The organism is Agromyces sp. NPDC055658, assembly GCF_053618155.1.
Genome location: NZ_JBSHHD010000051.1, coordinates 1 through 16,118, shown reverse-complemented (window position 1 = coordinate 16,118; position 16,118 = coordinate 1). Strand labels below are relative to the sequence as shown.

Sequence of the window (16,118 nt, the reverse complement as noted above, 5' to 3'; positions counted from 1 at the left end):
ATCGCCCTGTCGTCGAATGCGTCTGCGTCAGACGAGGCTGCGCAGCACGTACTGCAGGATGCCGCCGTTGCGGTAGTAGTCGGCCTCACCCGGCGTGTCGATGCGGACGACCGCGTCGAACTCGACAGTCGCCTTGCCGGGCGCCGAGTGCTCGCTCGGCGATGCGACGACGTGCACCGTCTTCGGGGTGGTGCCCTCGTTGAGCTGCTCGAGACCCGTGATCGAGACGATCTCGGTGCCGTCGAGGCCGAGCGACGCCCAGCTCTCGCCCGCCGGGAACTGCAGCGGAACGACGCCCATGCCGATCAGGTTCGAGCGGTGGATCCGCTCGAAGCTCTCGGTGATGACCGCCTTGACCCCGAGCAGGCTCGTGCCCTTGGCCGCCCAGTCGCGCGACGAACCCGAGCCGTACTCCTTGCCGCCGAAGATGACGAGCGGAGTGCCCTGCGCCTGGTAGTTCTGCGATGCGTCGTAGATGAACGACTGCGGACCGCCGGCCAGCGTGAAGTCGCGGGTGTAGCCGCCCTCGACGCCGTCGAGGAGCTGGTTCTTCAGGCGGATGTTCGCGAACGTGCCGCGGATCATCACCTCGTGGTTGCCACGGCGCGAGCCGTACGAGTTGAAGTCCTTGCGGTCGACGCCGTGCTCGGTGAGGTAGCGGCCCGCCGGGCTGTCGGCCTTGATCGAACCGGCCGGCGAGATGTGGTCGGTGGTGACCGAGTCGCCGAGCTTCGCGAGCACGCGCGCGCCCGAGATGTCGGTGACCGGGGTCGTCTCCATCGTCATGCCGTCGAAGTACGGGGGCTTGCGAACGTAGGTCGACGCCTCGTTCCACTCGAACACCGCACCGGTCGGCGTCTCGAGGTTGCGCCAGCGCTCGTCGCCCTCGAACACGCTCGCGTACTGGTGCACGAACATGTCCTTGTTGATCGAGTTGTCGATCGTCTCCTGCACCTCGGCCGCGTCGGGCCAGATGTCCTTCAGGAAGACGTCGTTGCCCTCGGTGTCCTTGCCGAGCGCGTCGACCTCGAAGTCGAAGTTCATCGAACCCGCGAGGGCGTACGCGATCACGAGCGGCGGCGACGCGAGGTAGTTCATCTTCACGTCGGGGTTGATGCGGCCCTCGAAGTTGCGGTTGCCGGAGAGCACCGCGGTGACGGCGAGGTCGGACTCGTTGACCGCCGTCGAGATCTCATCGATCAGCGGACCCGAGTTGCCGATGCAGGTCGTGCATCCGTACCCGACGGTGTAGAAGCCCAGCGCCTCGAGGTCGTCGGTCAGGCCGGCCTTCTCGTAGTAGTCGGTGACGACCTTCGACCCGGGCGCGAGCGTGGTCTTCACCCACGGCTTCGCCTTCAGGCCCTTCTTCGCCGCGTTGCGGGCCAGCAGGCCGGCCGCGAGCATGACCGACGGGTTCGAGGTGTTCGTGCACGAGGTGATCGCGGCGATCGCGACCGCACCGTGGTCGAGCGTGAACTTCTCGCCGTCGGCGAGCGTCACCGGAGTCGGGTTCGACGCCGTGGCGGGCGCGTGGCTCGCGTGGTGGTGCTCGTGGTGGCTGTGCTCGTCTTCGGGCGAGTTGCCGGGCGGGTCGGACGCGGGGAACGACTCGGCGATCTCGAGGTCGACGAGGTCGTGGTCGACCGTGGCGTAGTTCAGGAGGTCCTGCTCGAAGGCCGACTTCGAGTTCGACAGCTCGATGCGGTCCTGCGGACGCTTCGGACCCGCGATGGAGGGAACGACCGTCGAGAGGTCGAGCTCCATGTACTCGCTGAAGGCGGGCTCGTTGTCGGCGTCGTGCCAGAGCTTCTGAGCCTTCGAGTAGGCCTCGACGAGCGCGATCTGCTCGTCGCTGCGGCCGGTGAGGCGCAGGTAGTCGAGCGTGACGTCGTCGATCGGGAACATCGCGGCGGTCGAGCCGAACTCGGGGCTCATGTTGCCGATGGTCGCGCGGTTCGCGAGCGGCACCGAGGCGACGCCCGACCCGTAGAACTCGACGAACTTGCCGACGACGCCGTGCTTGCGCAGCATGTCGGTGATCGTCAGCACGACGTCGGTCGCGGTGACACCGGTGGGGATCGAACCGGAGAGCTTGAAGCCGACGACCTTCGGGATGAGCATCGACACGGGCTGGCCGAGCATCGCGGCCTCGGCCTCGATGCCGCCCACGCCCCAGCCGAGCACGCCGAGGCCGTTGACCATCGTCGTGTGCGAGTCGGTGCCGACGCAGGTGTCGGGGTACGCGCGGAGGACGCCGTCGACGGTGCGGGTGAAGGTCACCTTCGCGAGGTGCTCGATGTTCACCTGGTGCACGATGCCGGTGCCCGGCGGGACGACCTTGAAGTCGTCGAACGCCGTCTGGCCCCAGCGGAGGAACTGGTACCGCTCGCCGTTGCGCTCGTACTCGATCTCGACGTTGCGCTCGAGGGCGTTCTCGGTGCCGAAGAGGTCGGCGATGACGGAGTGGTCGATGACCATCTCGGCCGGAGCGAGCGGGTTGATCTTGTCGGGGTCTCCCCCGAGGGCGACGACCGCCTCGCGCATGGTGGCGAGGTCGACGATGCACGGCACGCCCGTGAAGTCCTGCATGACCACGCGCGCGGGCGTGAACTGGATCTCGGTGTCGGGCTCGGCCGTCGGCACCCACGAGCCGAGCGCCTCGATCTGCTCCTTGGTGACGTTCGCGCCGTCCTCGGTGCGCAGCAGGTTCTCGAGCAGCACCTTCAGGCTGAACGGCAGCTTCTCGTGCCCCGGCACGGTGTCGAGCCGGAAGATCTCGTAGGACTTGTCACCGACGTGGAGCGTGTCCTTCGCCCCGAAACTGTTCACTGCAGACACGATGTCCTCTCCTTCGCGGATGACGCCCGGCACGCGGGCGACTCTCCATCTTCTCCGTCAGACAGGGGGCCGATCCAGCAAGGGTAACCTAAGCCGTTCGCCCGCCGACAGGCTTCGCACGGTGTGCGGATTTATCTTGACGTCGAGATAACTGTATCACTCGGCCGATCGATGTGCCGACGGGTAGACGGCACGTACGACAAGCCACGAGAAGATGAGCGCGAGGGCGTAGAGCGGGACCCCCATGAGCAGCCTGAACGCACCGAGCGCCTCGACGTTGTCGACCAGGTAGAAGGGCACCTGGACGGCGAGCCGGGCGACGAAGAGGCCGATCCAGACGAGCGTCAGGAACTGTGCTGCGCGATACTTGCGGCGGTCGTTGCGCCAGGCGACGCCCTCGCCCATGAGGAATCCGACGATGAGCCCGATCGCCGGCCACTTCACGAGCAGCGACACGAGCAGCGCGAGCGCATAGGCGGCATTCGTGAAGAAGCCGAGCACGTAGTTGTCGCGCGCGTTGCCCGTCCACAGTGCGAGCGCAGCGGACGCGAGCACGCCGATGAGGCCGGCGATCGCCTGCGTGGGCTGACCCTTCGTCGCGATGCGGACGAGCGTGAAGACGACGGCCAGCCCGACCGACGCGATGAGGGCGGGAACCAGGGCCGCCTGGGCGTCCTGGCCGGCGAAGCTCGTGAGCGTGCTGTAGACGATGAGGAAGACGAGCCCGGGCAGCAAGGCCTCGAGGATGCCTCGCACCCCGCCGACGGCGACGAGCAGGTCGCGACCGCTCAGCTTCTCGTCGCGTGCGAGGGCGCCGAGCCCGCTCTTCTCGGCCGCGGCCGCGAAGGCCCGGCCGAACTCACCGCCGTCCGCGCCGGCCTGCGCCGAGGCATCCTGCTCGTGCTCGTCGGGGTCGCGGCGCCCTGCGCCCGTCGCGTCGGTCACGCCTACGCCGTCGGAGCGCCGGTGGAGGATGCCGGCATCCGCAGCGGAATCAGGTCGCGCGGCGGCATCGGCGTCGCCCCGCGGACGACGACGATCGAACGGAAGAGGTCCTCGACCTGCGCGGCAGCGGCGGGGTCGACCGCCGCCTGGCCCGCGATCACACCGCGCAGGAACCAGCGCGGTCCGTCGACGCCGATGAAGCGCGCCAGGCGCATCTGGCCCTGCTGCGCCTCGCCCGCCGCGACCGGGATCTGCGCGAGGAGCTCAGGGCCGAACGTGCCCTCGCGCACCGTCGTCGTGCCGCCCTGGCGGGCGATCTGGTCGGCGATCTGCGCACGGATCTCGTGCCAGAGCCCACTCGAGCGCGGCGCGGCGAACGGCTGGACCTGCAGGGTCGAGTTCGCGTAGTCGAGCCCGATCGCGACGACGCGCTTCGTGCCCTCCTCCACCTCGAGGCGGAGGTGCAGGCCCTCGCGCGGAAGGATCTTCACGCCGCCGAGGTCGACGTAGGGGCGCACGGGATTCGCCTCGGCCTCGTCGAGCGGACCCGCGCTCGCGCGGTCTTCGGGGGCGGACTTGGGCTGATCGACGGGAGCCCCGTCGGTGTTCTCGATGTCGCTCACGCGTTCACTCCTGACTTGTGCTCCCCGAATCCCGTGGAGCCGAATCCCCCCTCGCCGCGCAGGCTGCCCGGCAGTCGCTCGACCTCGACGAAGCGTGCGCGGCTGACCGGCATCACGACCATCTGTGCGATGCGGTCGCCCACCGCGATGGCGTACGACTCGCTCGTGTCGGTGTTGAGCAGTGCGACCTTGATCTCGCCGCGATAGCCGGCGTCGACGGTGCCCGGTGCGTTCACGATCGTGATGCCGTGCTTGAACGCGAGCCCGGATCGCGGCACCACGAAGGCGACGTAGCCGTCGGGCAGGGCGATCGAGACGCCGGTGCCGACCGTCGCGCGCTCACCGGGCTCGAGGACGACGGCCTCGGCGGCGTGGAGGTCTGCGCCGGCATCACCCGGGTGGGCGTAGTTCGGCAGGCGCTCGGCGGTGATGAGGACGTCGACGGAATCGGTCACCGTTCGAGGGTAGTCCAGAAGTGTCGGAGGCTCGTGCAGAAGTCTGATCTGATAGAGCCATGCCCGACTATCGCGAGAAACTGTGGCCGACGCCGTGGATCTACCTCTCGAGCCTGCTGCTCGTGCCCGCGAGCATCCTCGTGCTCGCACCGGTGTCGATGCCGGCCGGAATCGCCACCGGCATCATCCTCTATGCCGCGGTCGCCGGCGCCCTGAGCATCACGGCACCCGTCATCGAGGTCAGGAGCGGACGCCTGCACGCAGGGCGTGCCGAGATCTCGCTCGAACTGCTCGGCGAGGCCGTCGCGGCCGACGATGCCGCTGCTCGCATCGAACGGGGCACCGGGCTCGACGCCCGCGCCTTCCTCGTGATCCGGGGCTGGATCCGACCGGTCGTGCGCGTGCCCGTCATCGACCCGGCCGACCCGACGCCGTACTGGCTGGTCTCGACGCGGCATCCCAAAGAACTGGCCGCCGCGATCAACGGATCGCGACGGCCTGACGACACTGAGCGGAGCGCTTAGGAGGCGCACTCCAGGCAGATCGGCCCGAGCTTCGTCTCGTGGTCGATCTGCGAGCGGTGCTTCACGAGGAAGCAGTTCACGCACGTGAACTCATCGGCCTGCGGAGGCAGCACGACGACGTCGAGCTCGACATCCGACAGGTCGGCACCCGAGAGGTCGAAACCTCCGGGGTTGTCGGCGTCATCGACGTCGACCACACCCGACATCTTGTCGGGGACGCGTTCCTTGAGGGCCTCGATCGACTCCGAGTCGTCTTCGGTCTTCCGCGGGGCGTCGTAATCCGTTGCCATTCCCATCCATTTCCTCAAGCGCCGGAGATTCGGCGGCCATAGTCTGCATCAAAACGAGGACGTAAGCAAACCCTTTGTACGACGGATCGTCCGATGCTTCCTGCTCAACTTCCGCCGCGCCCGGGCTATTCCCGCGAGCACCGGTCCGGGCGTGGCATCCTTGGGCGGAGACGAAAGCACGGAAGGGCTTGTCGCGATGCAGGAACTCAAGGTAATCGGGGTCGAGAACGGCGCGCTCCTCGCCGCCTCCGACGATGGCGCGCGCTTCCGGATCGAGATCGACGAAGTGCTCCAATCGCGGATCCGCCAGGCGCAGCCGGAGCAGCTCACCGGACCGAAGCCGTCGCCACGCGAGGTGCAGGCCCATATCAGGGGCGGCATGTCGGCCGAGGAGGTCGCCCAGCTCACGGGCGCCGCGGTCGAGTACATCCGTCGCTTCGAGGGGCCGGTGATGGCCGAACGCGAACACGTCGTGACGTCCGCCCTCGCCGTGCCCGTGAACGTGACCCTCGACGTCGACCCCGCCGACGAGCCCGCCTCGTTCGGCGGCGTGATCCGCGACCGGCTCGCGAAGCTCGGCGCCGAGGGCGAGCGATGGGCGAGCTGGAAGGACGACGAGCGCGGCTGGATCGTCAAGCTCGAATTCACCGCCGACACCATCGACCACGACGCGCGCTGGACCTTCGAGCCGCGCAAGCAGTCGCTGCAGCCGCTCAATTCCGAGGCGATCACGCTCTCGCAGCAGGGCGAGCTCAAGGGCGGCCTGATCCCGCGCCTGCGCGCCGTCGGCCCCGACTCCGACGAGTCGCGCTTCGACAGCGGCGCCTTCACGTTCGACGAGATCGAGCAGAGCGACAACGACACCGCCCCGCACCTCGAGCCGCTTCCGTACGCGCGCACGGCCCAGACCTCGAGCCCCGCAGCGGCGCGCGCCGCGATCAAGCGAGCCGACGAACCCAAGCCATCGCTCGGCGAGACCGCCGACCTCCTCGAGGCACTCCGCCGTCGGCGCGGCGAGCGCGAGTCGGCGACGCTCGACGCTCCCGCTCCCCTGCAGCCCGCGACGCTCGACGTGCCCAGCGAGCCGTCACCGGCCACTGAGACGCTGAGCGAACCCGCCGCCGAGGAGAAGCCGGGCGCCGGCGCCCGAAGCCTGTGGGGCAAGGTCTCGTCGTCGTCGTCCTCGACGTCGGGATCGGGGCGCGCAGCCAAGAAGGGCCGCGCATCGATGCCGAGCTGGGACGAGATCGTCTTCGGCGCCCGCACCGACGACGATCTGGCCTGACGGCGCCCACGACCGCACGAGGCCCGGTTCACCGAACGGTGACCGGGCCTTCCGTCGTCGAGCGGCTACGCCGACTTCTCGGCGCGACGCGCCTTGTGCGGCACGATCGTCGGCGCGGCATTGTCGAGCACCGCGGCCTTGGTGACCACGACTCGGGCGACCCCGGTCGACGAGGGGACCTCGAACATGATCGGCCCGAGCACCTCCTCCATGATGGCGCGCAGGCCTCGCGCACCGGTCTGACGGAGAACGGCGAGGTCGGCGATCGCCTCGAGCGCCGCGTCTTCGAAGTCCAGCTCGACGCCGTCGAGCTGGAACATGCGCTGGTACTGCTTCACGAGTGCGTTCTTCGGCTCGGTGAGGATCTCCATGAGCGCCTCGCGATCGAGCGGCGTGACCGTCGCGACGACGGGCAGGCGACCGATGAACTCGGGGATGAGGCCGAACTTGTGCAGGTCTTCGGGGAGGACCTCGCTGAAGATGTCGGCCTCCTCCTCTTTATTGTGCAGGGGGGCGCCGAACCCGATGCCGCGCTTGCCCGCACGCGAGGAGATGATGTCCTCGAGCCCGGCGAACGCACCCGCGACGATGAACAGCACGTTCGTCGTGTCGATCTGGATGAACTCCTGATGCGGGTGCTTGCGTCCGCCCTGCGGCGGGACGGAGGCGACGGTGCCCTCGAGGATCTTCAGCAGCGCCTGCTGCACGCCTTCGCCGGACACGTCCCTCGTGATGGACGGGTTCTCGGCCTTACGGGCGATCTTGTCGACCTCGTCGATGTAGATGATGCCCGTCTCGGCGCGCTTGACGTCGTAGTCGGCGGCCTGGATGAGCTTCAGCAGGATGTTCTCGACGTCTTCGCCCACGTAGCCGGCCTCGGTCAGGGCGGTGGCGTCGGCGACGGCGAACGGCACGTTCAACTGCTTCGCGAGCGTCTGCGCGAGATAGGTCTTGCCGCATCCGGTCGGACCGATGAGCAGGATGTTCGACTTCGCGATCTCCACGTCGTCGTGGGCGCGGTCGGCGGTCGTCAGCGTCGTCTTCGCGCGCACGCGCTTGTAGTGGTTGTAGACCGCGACGGCGAGCGCCTTCTTCGCGGCCTCCTGGCCGATCACGTACTCCTCGAGGAAGCCGAAGATCTCCTTCGGCTTCGGCAGCTCGAACTCGCCCGTCTCGGTCTCGCCGGCCTCGGCCAGGCGCTCCTCGATGATCTCGTTGCAGAGTTCGACGCACTCGTCGCAGATGTAGACGCCGGGCCCGGCGATGAGCTGCTGCACCTGCTTCTGGCTCTTTCCGCAGAAGGAGCACTTGAGCAGGTCGGCGCTCTCCCCGATGCGTGCCATCGCACCCTCCTCTCGACGAGCCTGTTCCGAGCCTAGCCCGAGTTCGAGCGGTTGCGGCGTAGCCTGTGCGATTCGACACGCGAGCCGTTTCGCCGGTCGCGAACCGCGCCGGAATCAGAACGACGGATGCCTCGGCCGAGTGTTCGGCCGAGGCATCCGTGCGTGCTGCAAGCGGTCAGCGCGTGATCGCCGGCAGGTTCTTGCGCGACGTGAGCACCTGGTCGATGAGGCCGTATTCGAGGGACTCCTCGGCCGACAGGATCTTGTCGCGGTCGATGTCGTCGTGCACCTGCTGCTGGTCGCGGTTCGAGTGACGCGCGAGCGTCTCTTCGAGCCAGGTGCGCATGCGCAGGATCTCCGCGGCCTGGATCTCGATGTCGCTCGCCTGGCCGTGACCCGCCTCGCCCATCGCGGGCTGGTGGATGAGCACGCGCGCGTTCGGCAGCGCGAGGCGCTTGCCGGGCGTGCCTGCGGCGGCGATGACGGCCGCCGCCGAGGCGGCCTGACCGAGGACGACGGTCTGGATCTGCGGGCGGATGTACTGCATCGTGTCGTAGATCGCCGTCATCGCGGTGAACGAGCCGCCGGGCGAGTTGATGTAGAGGATGATGTCGCGGTCGGGGTCCATCGACTCGAGCACCAGGAGCTGCGCCATGATGTCGTCGGCCGAGGCGTCGTCGACCTGCACGCCGAGGAAGATGATGCGATCCTCGAAGAGCTTGGCGTAGGGGTCTTGCCGCTTGTAGCCGTAGGCGGTGCGCTCCTCGAAGCTCGGCAGGATGTACCGCGAGCCGGGCGCCTGCACGCCGTTGAAGGCGGTGCCGCCGAAAGCAGGGCCACCGATAGTAGGTACTGACATTCGCTCGTTCTCTCTTCTCTCGCTGCCTACGCCTGGGTTCCGCCGCCGCCGGCCACGTCGAGGGCCGACTCGCGGATGTGGTCGACGAAGCCGTACTCGAGGGCCTCCTGCGCGTTGAACCAGCGGTCGCGGTCGCCGTCGGCGTTGATCTGCTCGACGGTCTTGCCGGTCTGCGCGGCGGTGATCTCGGCGAGGCGGCGCTTCATGTCGAGGATGAGCTGCGCCTGGGTCTGGATGTCGCTCGCGGTGCCGCCGAAGCCGCCGTGCGGCTGGTGCAGGAGGACGCGGGCGTTCGGGGTGATGTACCGCTTGCCCTTGGTGCCGGCGGTGAGCAGGAGCTGCCCCATCGACGCGGCCATGCCGATGCCGACGGTGACGATGTCGTTGGGCACGAACTGCATGGTGTCGTAGATCGCCATGCCGGCCGTGATCGAGCCACCGGGCGAGTTGATGTAGAGGTAGATGTCCTTCTTGGCATCTTCCGCGGCGAGCAGCAGCAGCTTCGCCGCGATCTCGTTGGCGTTCTCGTCGCGCACCTCGGAGCCAAGCCAGATGATGCGGTCCTTCAGCAGTCGATCGAAAACACCGGTGCCTGGTGTCGGTTCGGCCATGTGTCGCTCCGTTTCGGTTGTCGCGTTGGAATCGAATCTATCCGTTGCAACGCGCGCGAACCCCGGTGTTCGCCCTAGGCGGATGCCGTGAGCGCCTCCGCGTATGCGGCGACCGACACGCGATAGCGGGCGAGGTGCGGCGCGAGCGCCGTGAGTGCGACGGATGCCGCGTGGCGGGCGTCGCCCGTATCGACGAGCGCGAGCACGCGGAACGCCGCGACGGCGTCCCGGAGCTCTCCTGCCTCGGACTCGATCGCGTCGAGCAGCGCGAGCGACTCCAGCGGCCGGCCGAGGTTGCGCAGCGTCGATGCGAGCTGCACGTGCGCCTGCACGCGCTCGGATCCAGTCAGGCCCGCGTCGATCGCGTGTCGGTAGAGCGGTTCGGCCTCGGCCTCCAGCCCGGCCGAGTCGCGGGCGCCGGCCCGCTCGAAGAGCGCGAGCGGATCGTGCTCGTCCCGTTCGGCGGCCAGCGCGTCGATGCGCTCGACGACCTCGAGCTCGCCGAGCTCGTCGGCCGCCGCCCAGACCTCGTCGACCCGGCGCTGCCACTCGCTCGCTTCGCTCATCCCATCCTCTTTCCTCGTCCGCCGGTCGTGGAGACGACGAAGGGGCCGAGCGAGAACGCTCGGCCCCTTCGCACTGCGATGCAGGATTACTCCGCGTCGGCCTTCTTCGGCGCGCGCTTGCGAGCCGGCTTCTTCTCCTCGGCCGGGGCCTCGGCCGCCTCCTCGGCGGGAGCCTCTGCCGCGGCCTTCTTCGGCGCGCGCTTCTTCGCGGCGGGCTTCTTCTCCTCGGCGGGGGCCTCGACGGCCTCCTCGGCCTCGTCGTCGCCGGCGACGGCGGTGAACTCGGAGAGGTCGACGGCGTTGCCCGAGGCATCCGTCACCTTCGCCTTGCCGAGCGCGATCGCGAGCGCCTTGTTGCGCGCGACCTCGCCGACCATGGCGGGGATCTGGCCCTGCTGGCTGAGGATCTGGACGAACTCGTTGGGGTCCATGCCGTACTGGGCTGCGCCCTGCACGAGGTACTGGGTGAGCTCCTCCTGGCTGACCTGGACCTTCTCGGCCTCCGCGATCGCGTCGAGCAGGATCTGCGTCTTGAACGCCTTCTCGCTCGCCTCGGCGACCTCGGCGCGGTGCTCGTCGTCCTCGAGGCGGTTCTCGCTCTCGAGGTGGCGGTGCACCTCGTCGTCGATGACGCCCTGGGCGACGGGGACCTCGACGAGCTCGAGGAGCTTGTCGACGAGCAGGTCGCGGGCCTGGTTGCCCTGGCCGAAGACCTTGTTGCGTCCGGCCTGCTCCTTGAGCGAGTCCTTCAGCTCGGCGAGGGTGTCGAACTCGCTCGCGATCTGCGCGAAGTCGTCGTCGGCCTCGGGGAGCTCGCGCTCCTTGACGGCGGTGACGGTGACGCTGATCTCGGCGGTCTCGCCCTCGTGGTCGCCGCCGAGCAGCTTCGACGAGAAGGTGGTCGACTCGTCGGCCGACAGGGTGTCGAGCGCCTCGTCGATGCCCTCGAGCAGTTCGCCCGAGCCGAGCTCGTACGAGATGCCGCTGGCCTTGTCGACCTCGGCGCCGTCGATCGTCGCGACGAGGTCGAGCGTGACGAAGTCGCCGGTCTTGGCCGGGCGGTCGACCGTGATGAGCGTGCCGAAGCGGCTGCGCAGGCGCTCGAGCTCGGCCTCGACCTCGTCGTCGCCGACCTCGACGGAGTCGACCGTCAGCTCGAGGCCGTCGTATGCGGGAAGCTCGATCTCGGGACGCACGTCGACCTCGATGGCGAGCAGCAGGTCGCCGGAGAAGTCCTTCTCGCTCGGCCACTCGACGATGTCGGCCTCGGGGCGGCCCATCGGGCGCAGCTCGTGCTCGGCGACGGCGGCGCGGTAGAAGCCGTCGAGGCCCTCGTTCACCGCGTGCTCGAGCACGGCGGCCTTGCCGACCCGCTGGTCGATGATGGGGGGCGGCACCTTGCCCTTGCGGAAGCCGGGCACGTTGACCTGCTCGGCGATGTGGCTGTAGGCGTGGGTGATGCTGGGCTTCAGCTCCTCGGGCGTCACCGAGATGGTGAGCTTGGCGCGCGTCGGGCTCAGCTTCTCAACCGAAGTGGTCGGCATGGGGAAGTTCTCCTGTTGTGTGGAAGTTCGTGTCGAGTCGGATCGACTCGTCGGGGCGACAGGATTCGAACCTGCGACCTCCCGCTCCCAAAGCGGGCGCTCTACCAAGCTGAGCTACGCCCCGAGTCGCGACTCAACTCGTCGGACCACCGGCGCGGGCATGCCGAAGCACACGTCGGGCCGAGGGACCCCGGAAAGTCTACTGCACGCGCGCAGGCCGGCGCTGTGCGCTCGGTCGACCTGCGGTTGTGGATGGCGCGTGCACACCGTCGAACCGCCATGGCAGAGTGTGCGCATGACCGACCGTCGCTCCGCCGGGCCAATCTCCCCCGGACTCCGTCGCTGGCCGACCTCGCCCGCGCACTTCACCGACACGACGCTCTGCCCGTCGTGCTTCGAGCGCCTCGCGTCATCGCACTGCGGGATGTGCGGCCTCGACCTGTCGACTCCCGACGCGACGCGACTGCTCGCCGCAGGAGAACGGGTGCGCGAGGCGGAGACCGACCGTCAGCGGTTGCTCGCCGAGGTCGGCGCGGCTCAGGCGGCGACCCTCGTCGCACCGGTTTCGGCGTCGACCGCGGTCGTCGCCCGGCCCGCGCCGGCCGCGCCGCCGTCGCAGCCGATCGTCATGCCGGTGGCCCCGCCGGTGCCTGGCACGGTGCCGGCCGAGCACGTCGTCGCGCGGCCCGCACCGCCCGCCGTCTCGCCGTCGCGCGTCGCGGCCACCGCGGACCGGCAGCCGTCGTCGCCGCTCGCGCCCGTCGTGGGCGATGCCCCCCGCCGCCGGTCGGGCGTGCAGGTCTTCCTGCTCGCGCTCGGCGTCGTGCTCATCTCGATCACCGCGATCGTGTTCCTCTTCGTGGCCTACCTCGTGGCCGGCCTGGAGGTGCGGTCCGTCATCATCGCCGCCGCGAGCGTGCTCGTGCTCGGTGTCGCCTGGCTGTTGCGGGCGCGCCGTCTGCCGGGCACGGCCGAGGGTGTCGCCGCGGTCGCGGTGGTCCTGCTGCTGCTGGACGTCTGGATCGTGCGCGCGAACGGACTCTTCGGGACGGACGCGCTCGGTTCGGCCGGCTACACGGGCGGCGCCCTCCTCGTCGTCGCCGGCCTCCTCGCCCTCACCCGCGTCGTCACCGGGATCCGCGTGCCCGGGTTCGCCGCAGCGGCGCTGATCCCGGTCGCCGCGTTCCTGCTCGGCGTCCAGGCCGCGCCCGAGACCGAGGTCGCGACCGGTGCGTGGGTCGGCGGACTCGCGATGACCCTCGTCGGCGCTGTCGGCGTGCTGGTGCCGACGCGCGTCGAGCGCACGATCCTGCTCTCGGGCGGGTTCGCGGGCGGTGCACTGGCGTTCGTCGTCGCGGTCTGGGCGCTGCCCGAGGCAGCGTGGCCCGAGCTGTGGACCTTCGGACTCGTCGCGGTCGCCTGGCTGGTCGTGCTGGCCGCCCTGCGCATGCGCGCTGCGGCGGTCTCGGGGGTGTGGACCGACGTCGCCGCGGCGGGCCTCGGCCTCGCTGCGGCGATCGCGCCCGCCGCGGCCATCGCGTCGGAGCTTCCGGCCGGCCCCGCGAGTTGGCTCGCTCCCGCGGCGTCCGGTGCCGTCGTGTGCCTGTTCGCACTCGTCCACCGGCTCAGCGGGGCGCGCGCATGGCTCGTGGCACTGGTCGCCGCGGCCGCGGTCGCCGCTGCGGCCGCGCTTCCCGGTCTCGCCGTAGGCGCGGCCGCGGTGGGTGCGAAGGTGTTCGGCAGCACCCTGCCGACCGGCCCGTTCCGCGCCGGATCGGCGTTCCGCCTCGACGACGAGGCCGAACTCGGTGCGGTGCTCGTGCCGCTCGTGATCGCCGTCGTCAGCACCGCGGTGCTCGCCCTCCTCGGCCGGCTCCGCGGCCTCGCCGCCGTGCCCATCGGTGCCGTGCTGGCAGCGCTGATCGTCGTCGGCGCCGTCGTCGACCCGGCGTGGGCGTCGGCCGCCGTCTGGCTCGCCATCGCAGTCGGAGCACTGGTCTGGGCCGCGCTCGCGGGACGCCGGGTGCCCGGCCTCACGACCGTGCTCGCGGTCGCCGGGGCGTCCGCCGCCGGACTCGGCTGGTGGCTCGGCTTCGGTGATCCCGGCGTCTGGCCGTGGGCGAGCGCCGTCGTCATCGCGGCGGCGTTCGCGGGACGGGTGCTCGCCGCCCTCATCTGGTCGAGGGGCGCCCGGCCGATCGGGCTCGTCCACGTCGTGCTCGCGAGCGCGTTGCTCGTCACGACGCTCGGCTCGTTCGCCTGGTGGCTCGACGCCGTCGGCGTGCCCCTCGCGCAGCCCGTGACGACCGGATGGATCATCGCGGGCCTCGGCACCTCGCTCCTGCTCGGCCTCGCGATGCTCGTCGCGGTCGCCACGCCCGGCGACCGGCTCGCCTTCGCGATTCCGATGCTGGCCACGGCGATCATCTCCGTGGCGGCACTCGCATTCACGACGACGGATGCGTCGTGGCGGTGGACGCCTGCGGCGGTCCTGACCCTCGCTGCGGCCGTGGGGCTCCGTCGGTCGGCACCGTCGGGGCTCAGGATCGCGTTCGCCGCGGTCGCGCCGCTCAGCCTGGGCGTCGCCGTCGCGCTGATCACCCTCGAGCTCGCCGGATCCCGGGCGATCGGGTACGCCCTGGCCGCAACGACGCTCGCGACCGCGGCGATCGCGCACCTCGTGGCGCGCCACCGCGCCGGCGCGGCGACCATCGCCTGGGTGGCCGCCGTCGCCCTGCTCGGCACCGCGACGCTCGCGATGACGACCGCGCCCGCCGGCGAGCCCTGGCTCGTCCTCGCGGTCCTGGCACCGGTGCCGATCGTGCTCGCCGCCATCGCCGGCGACCCGATCGCGGGCGATGCGCCGTGGCGCCACGTCGGCTGGCTGACGCCGGTGCTCGCGATCGGCTCGGTGTGGGCCTGGCTCCTCGGCGACGGCGTCGAGACGGCCGAGGCCTACACGCTTCCGCTCGCGGTCGTCGTCGCCGGGTGCGGCACGCTGATCGCGTGGCGGCGCTCCGCGAAGGCTGCGGCGGACGCCGGCAGGACGGCGCTGTTCGGCACGGCCGCGGCGATCGCGGTGCTGCCGAGCGTGGCGTCGGCCGGCGACTCGGCGCTCCGCACCCTCGTGCTCGTCGGTGGCGGCGCCGTGGTCGCGATCGCGGGCGGGTTCCTGCCGACGTCCCTCGGCGGGGTCCCGGCACGGCTCCTCGTCGTCGCGACGGGCTGGACGGCACTGAGCGGCGCCGCGATCGTTCGCGGGCTCGCACTCGCCCGCGGCGTCGAGGGCGCCGACCCGATCGAGCTGTGGCCCGCCGTGGCGCTCGCCGCCGGCGTCGTCGTCGCCCTGGTCTGGGCCCGCTCGGAGTCGCGGCCCGCGTGGCTCGCCGAGGTGTCGCTCGCGGCGTCGCTCGTGCTCGCCGTGCTGCCCACGCTCCTCGCGATCGTCTCCGATGAGCACCCGCTCGCCCGCACGGCCGTGCTCTTCTGGGCCGTCGCCGTGGCGCACGTCGTCGGCGTCGCGGTCCGTGCCAGGCCCGTCGCCGGCCCGGTGTTCGCGTGGACGACGCGCGGCATCCTCGTGATCGGCGGCGTCATCGTGCTGGCTCGCGGGAGTGTCGAGCCGTTCGACCTCGTCACCGTGCCGGTCGGCCTCGCGTTCACGGTCGCAGGAGTGCTCGCCATGCGCCGCTCCCCCGCGCTCGGCAGCTGGCCGGCGCTCGGCGCCGGGCTCGCCGTCCTGCTCGTGCCACCGCTCGTCGCCGACTTCACGGACCCGCAGTTGTGGCGCGTCGTCGCGCTCGGCGTCGCGAGCCTGACCGTGCTCGTCGTCGGCGTCGTGCGCCGGCTCCAGGCACCCGTGCTGATCGGCGGCGGCGTGCTGCTCGTCCACGCCGTCGTGCAGCTGTGGCCGTACATCGCGACGCTCTACGAGGCGGTGTGGTGGTGGCTGTGGCTCGGCATCGCCGGTGTGCTCCTCGTCGTGCTCGCGGCGACGTACGAGCGGCAGCTGCGGTTCGCCCGCTCGACGATCGGCTCGATCGCGGCGCTCAGATAGGCGCCCACGTGCACGGGTGGGCCGCCGCCGTGTACTACGATGATCCATGGCCCGCGAGCGGGTCGCGGGGATGTAGCTCAATGGTAGAGCCTCAGTCTTCCAAACTGATTACGCGGGTTCGATTCCCGTCATCCCCTCCGAGCGCAACGAGAACGGCCCCGCGACACCGTCGCGGGGC

At 70.3% G+C, this 16,118-nt stretch carries 13 protein-coding genes and 2 tRNA genes; 4 read left to right on the top strand and 11 right to left on the bottom strand.

Annotated features, from left to right (window positions below; genetic code table 11):
* Positions 1-27 precede the first annotated feature (27 nt).
* From acnA to dut, 4 genes are all read right to left on the bottom strand, one after another.
* The gene (gene acnA, locus ACWGPE_RS17485) at positions 28-2,838 is read right to left on the bottom strand and encodes an aconitate hydratase AcnA (protein ID WP_308191642.1); all 2,811 of its coding nucleotides are present in this window, start codon (positions 2,836-2,838) and stop codon (positions 28-30) included.
* 156 nt (positions 2,839-2,994) lie between these two features.
* The gene (locus tag ACWGPE_RS17480) at positions 2,995-3,783 is read right to left on the bottom strand and encodes a DUF3159 domain-containing protein (RefSeq protein ID WP_231430850.1); all 789 of its coding nucleotides are present in this window, start codon (positions 3,781-3,783) and stop codon (positions 2,995-2,997) included.
* Positions 3,784-3,785: 2 nt separating this feature from the next.
* The gene (locus ACWGPE_RS17475; RefSeq protein WP_231430849.1) at positions 3,786-4,406 is read right to left on the bottom strand and encodes a DUF3710 domain-containing protein; all 621 of its coding nucleotides are present in this window, start codon (positions 4,404-4,406) and stop codon (positions 3,786-3,788) included.
* Positions 4,403-4,861, bottom strand: coding sequence for a dUTP diphosphatase (gene dut / locus ACWGPE_RS17470; RefSeq protein ID WP_231430848.1), 459 nt, complete (start codon positions 4,859-4,861; stop codon positions 4,403-4,405). Before dut ends, ACWGPE_RS17475 begins: the two co-directional genes overlap by 4 nt.
* Before the next feature lie 59 nt (positions 4,862-4,920).
* Here dut and ACWGPE_RS17465 point away from each other — a divergent pair, with 59 nt between their 5' ends.
* Entirely contained in the window at positions 4,921-5,385 is a 465-nt protein-coding gene (locus ACWGPE_RS17465; protein ID WP_231430847.1) for a DUF3093 domain-containing protein, read from the top strand.
* Here ACWGPE_RS17465 and ACWGPE_RS17460 read toward each other — a convergent pair.
* Positions 5,382-5,675 (bottom strand): DUF4193 domain-containing protein, encoded by a 294-nt coding sequence (locus ACWGPE_RS17460; RefSeq protein ID WP_026378289.1) that lies wholly within the window; start codon positions 5,673-5,675, stop codon positions 5,382-5,384. The genes ACWGPE_RS17465 and ACWGPE_RS17460 overlap by 4 nt on opposite strands.
* A 196-nt stretch (positions 5,676-5,871) precedes the next feature.
* On the opposite strand from ACWGPE_RS17460, the gene sepH reads away from it, so the two are divergent.
* On the top strand, positions 5,872-6,960 hold the full coding sequence (gene sepH / locus ACWGPE_RS17455; RefSeq protein WP_275506895.1) for a septation protein SepH: 1,089 nt from the start codon (positions 5,872-5,874) through the stop codon (positions 6,958-6,960).
* Positions 6,961-7,025: 65 nt separating this feature from the next.
* Here sepH and clpX read toward each other — a convergent pair whose 3' ends face one another.
* From clpX to ACWGPE_RS17425, 6 genes are all read right to left on the bottom strand, one after another.
* Entirely contained in the window at positions 7,026-8,303 is a 1,278-nt protein-coding gene (gene clpX, locus ACWGPE_RS17450) for an ATP-dependent Clp protease ATP-binding subunit ClpX (protein WP_231430845.1), read from the bottom strand.
* A 175-nt stretch (positions 8,304-8,478) separates the two neighbouring features.
* Positions 8,479-9,162: an ATP-dependent Clp protease proteolytic subunit gene (locus ACWGPE_RS17445; RefSeq protein WP_231430844.1), complete on the bottom strand. Its 684-nt coding sequence runs from the start codon at positions 9,160-9,162 to the stop codon at positions 8,479-8,481.
* Between the two features lie 26 nt (positions 9,163-9,188).
* Complete coding sequence (locus tag ACWGPE_RS17440) at positions 9,189-9,773, bottom strand: ATP-dependent Clp protease proteolytic subunit (RefSeq protein WP_231430843.1); 585 nt, start codon at positions 9,771-9,773, stop codon at positions 9,189-9,191.
* Between the two features lie 74 nt (positions 9,774-9,847).
* The gene (locus tag ACWGPE_RS17435) at positions 9,848-10,339 is read right to left on the bottom strand and encodes a tetratricopeptide repeat protein (RefSeq protein WP_231430842.1); all 492 of its coding nucleotides are present in this window, start codon (positions 10,337-10,339) and stop codon (positions 9,848-9,850) included.
* An 86-nt stretch (positions 10,340-10,425) separates the two neighbouring features.
* A complete protein-coding gene (gene tig, locus ACWGPE_RS17430) occupies positions 10,426-11,883 on the bottom strand; it encodes a trigger factor (RefSeq protein WP_275506894.1) in 1,458 nt (485 codons plus the stop codon).
* A 50-nt stretch (positions 11,884-11,933) separates the two neighbouring features.
* Positions 11,934-12,007: transfer RNA gene (locus tag ACWGPE_RS17425), tRNA-Pro, on the bottom strand.
* A gap of 171 nt (positions 12,008-12,178) precedes the next feature.
* Here ACWGPE_RS17425 and ACWGPE_RS17420 point away from each other — a divergent pair.
* Both ACWGPE_RS17420 and ACWGPE_RS17415 read left to right on the top strand, forming a co-directional pair.
* On the top strand, positions 12,179-15,940 hold the full coding sequence (locus ACWGPE_RS17420; protein WP_452049162.1) for an SCO7613 C-terminal domain-containing membrane protein: 3,762 nt from the start codon (positions 12,179-12,181) through the stop codon (positions 15,938-15,940).
* Positions 15,941-16,006: 66 nt separating this feature from the next.
* Positions 16,007-16,077: transfer RNA gene (locus tag ACWGPE_RS17415), tRNA-Gly, on the top strand.
* The last annotated feature ends 41 nt before the right edge of the window (positions 16,078-16,118 follow it).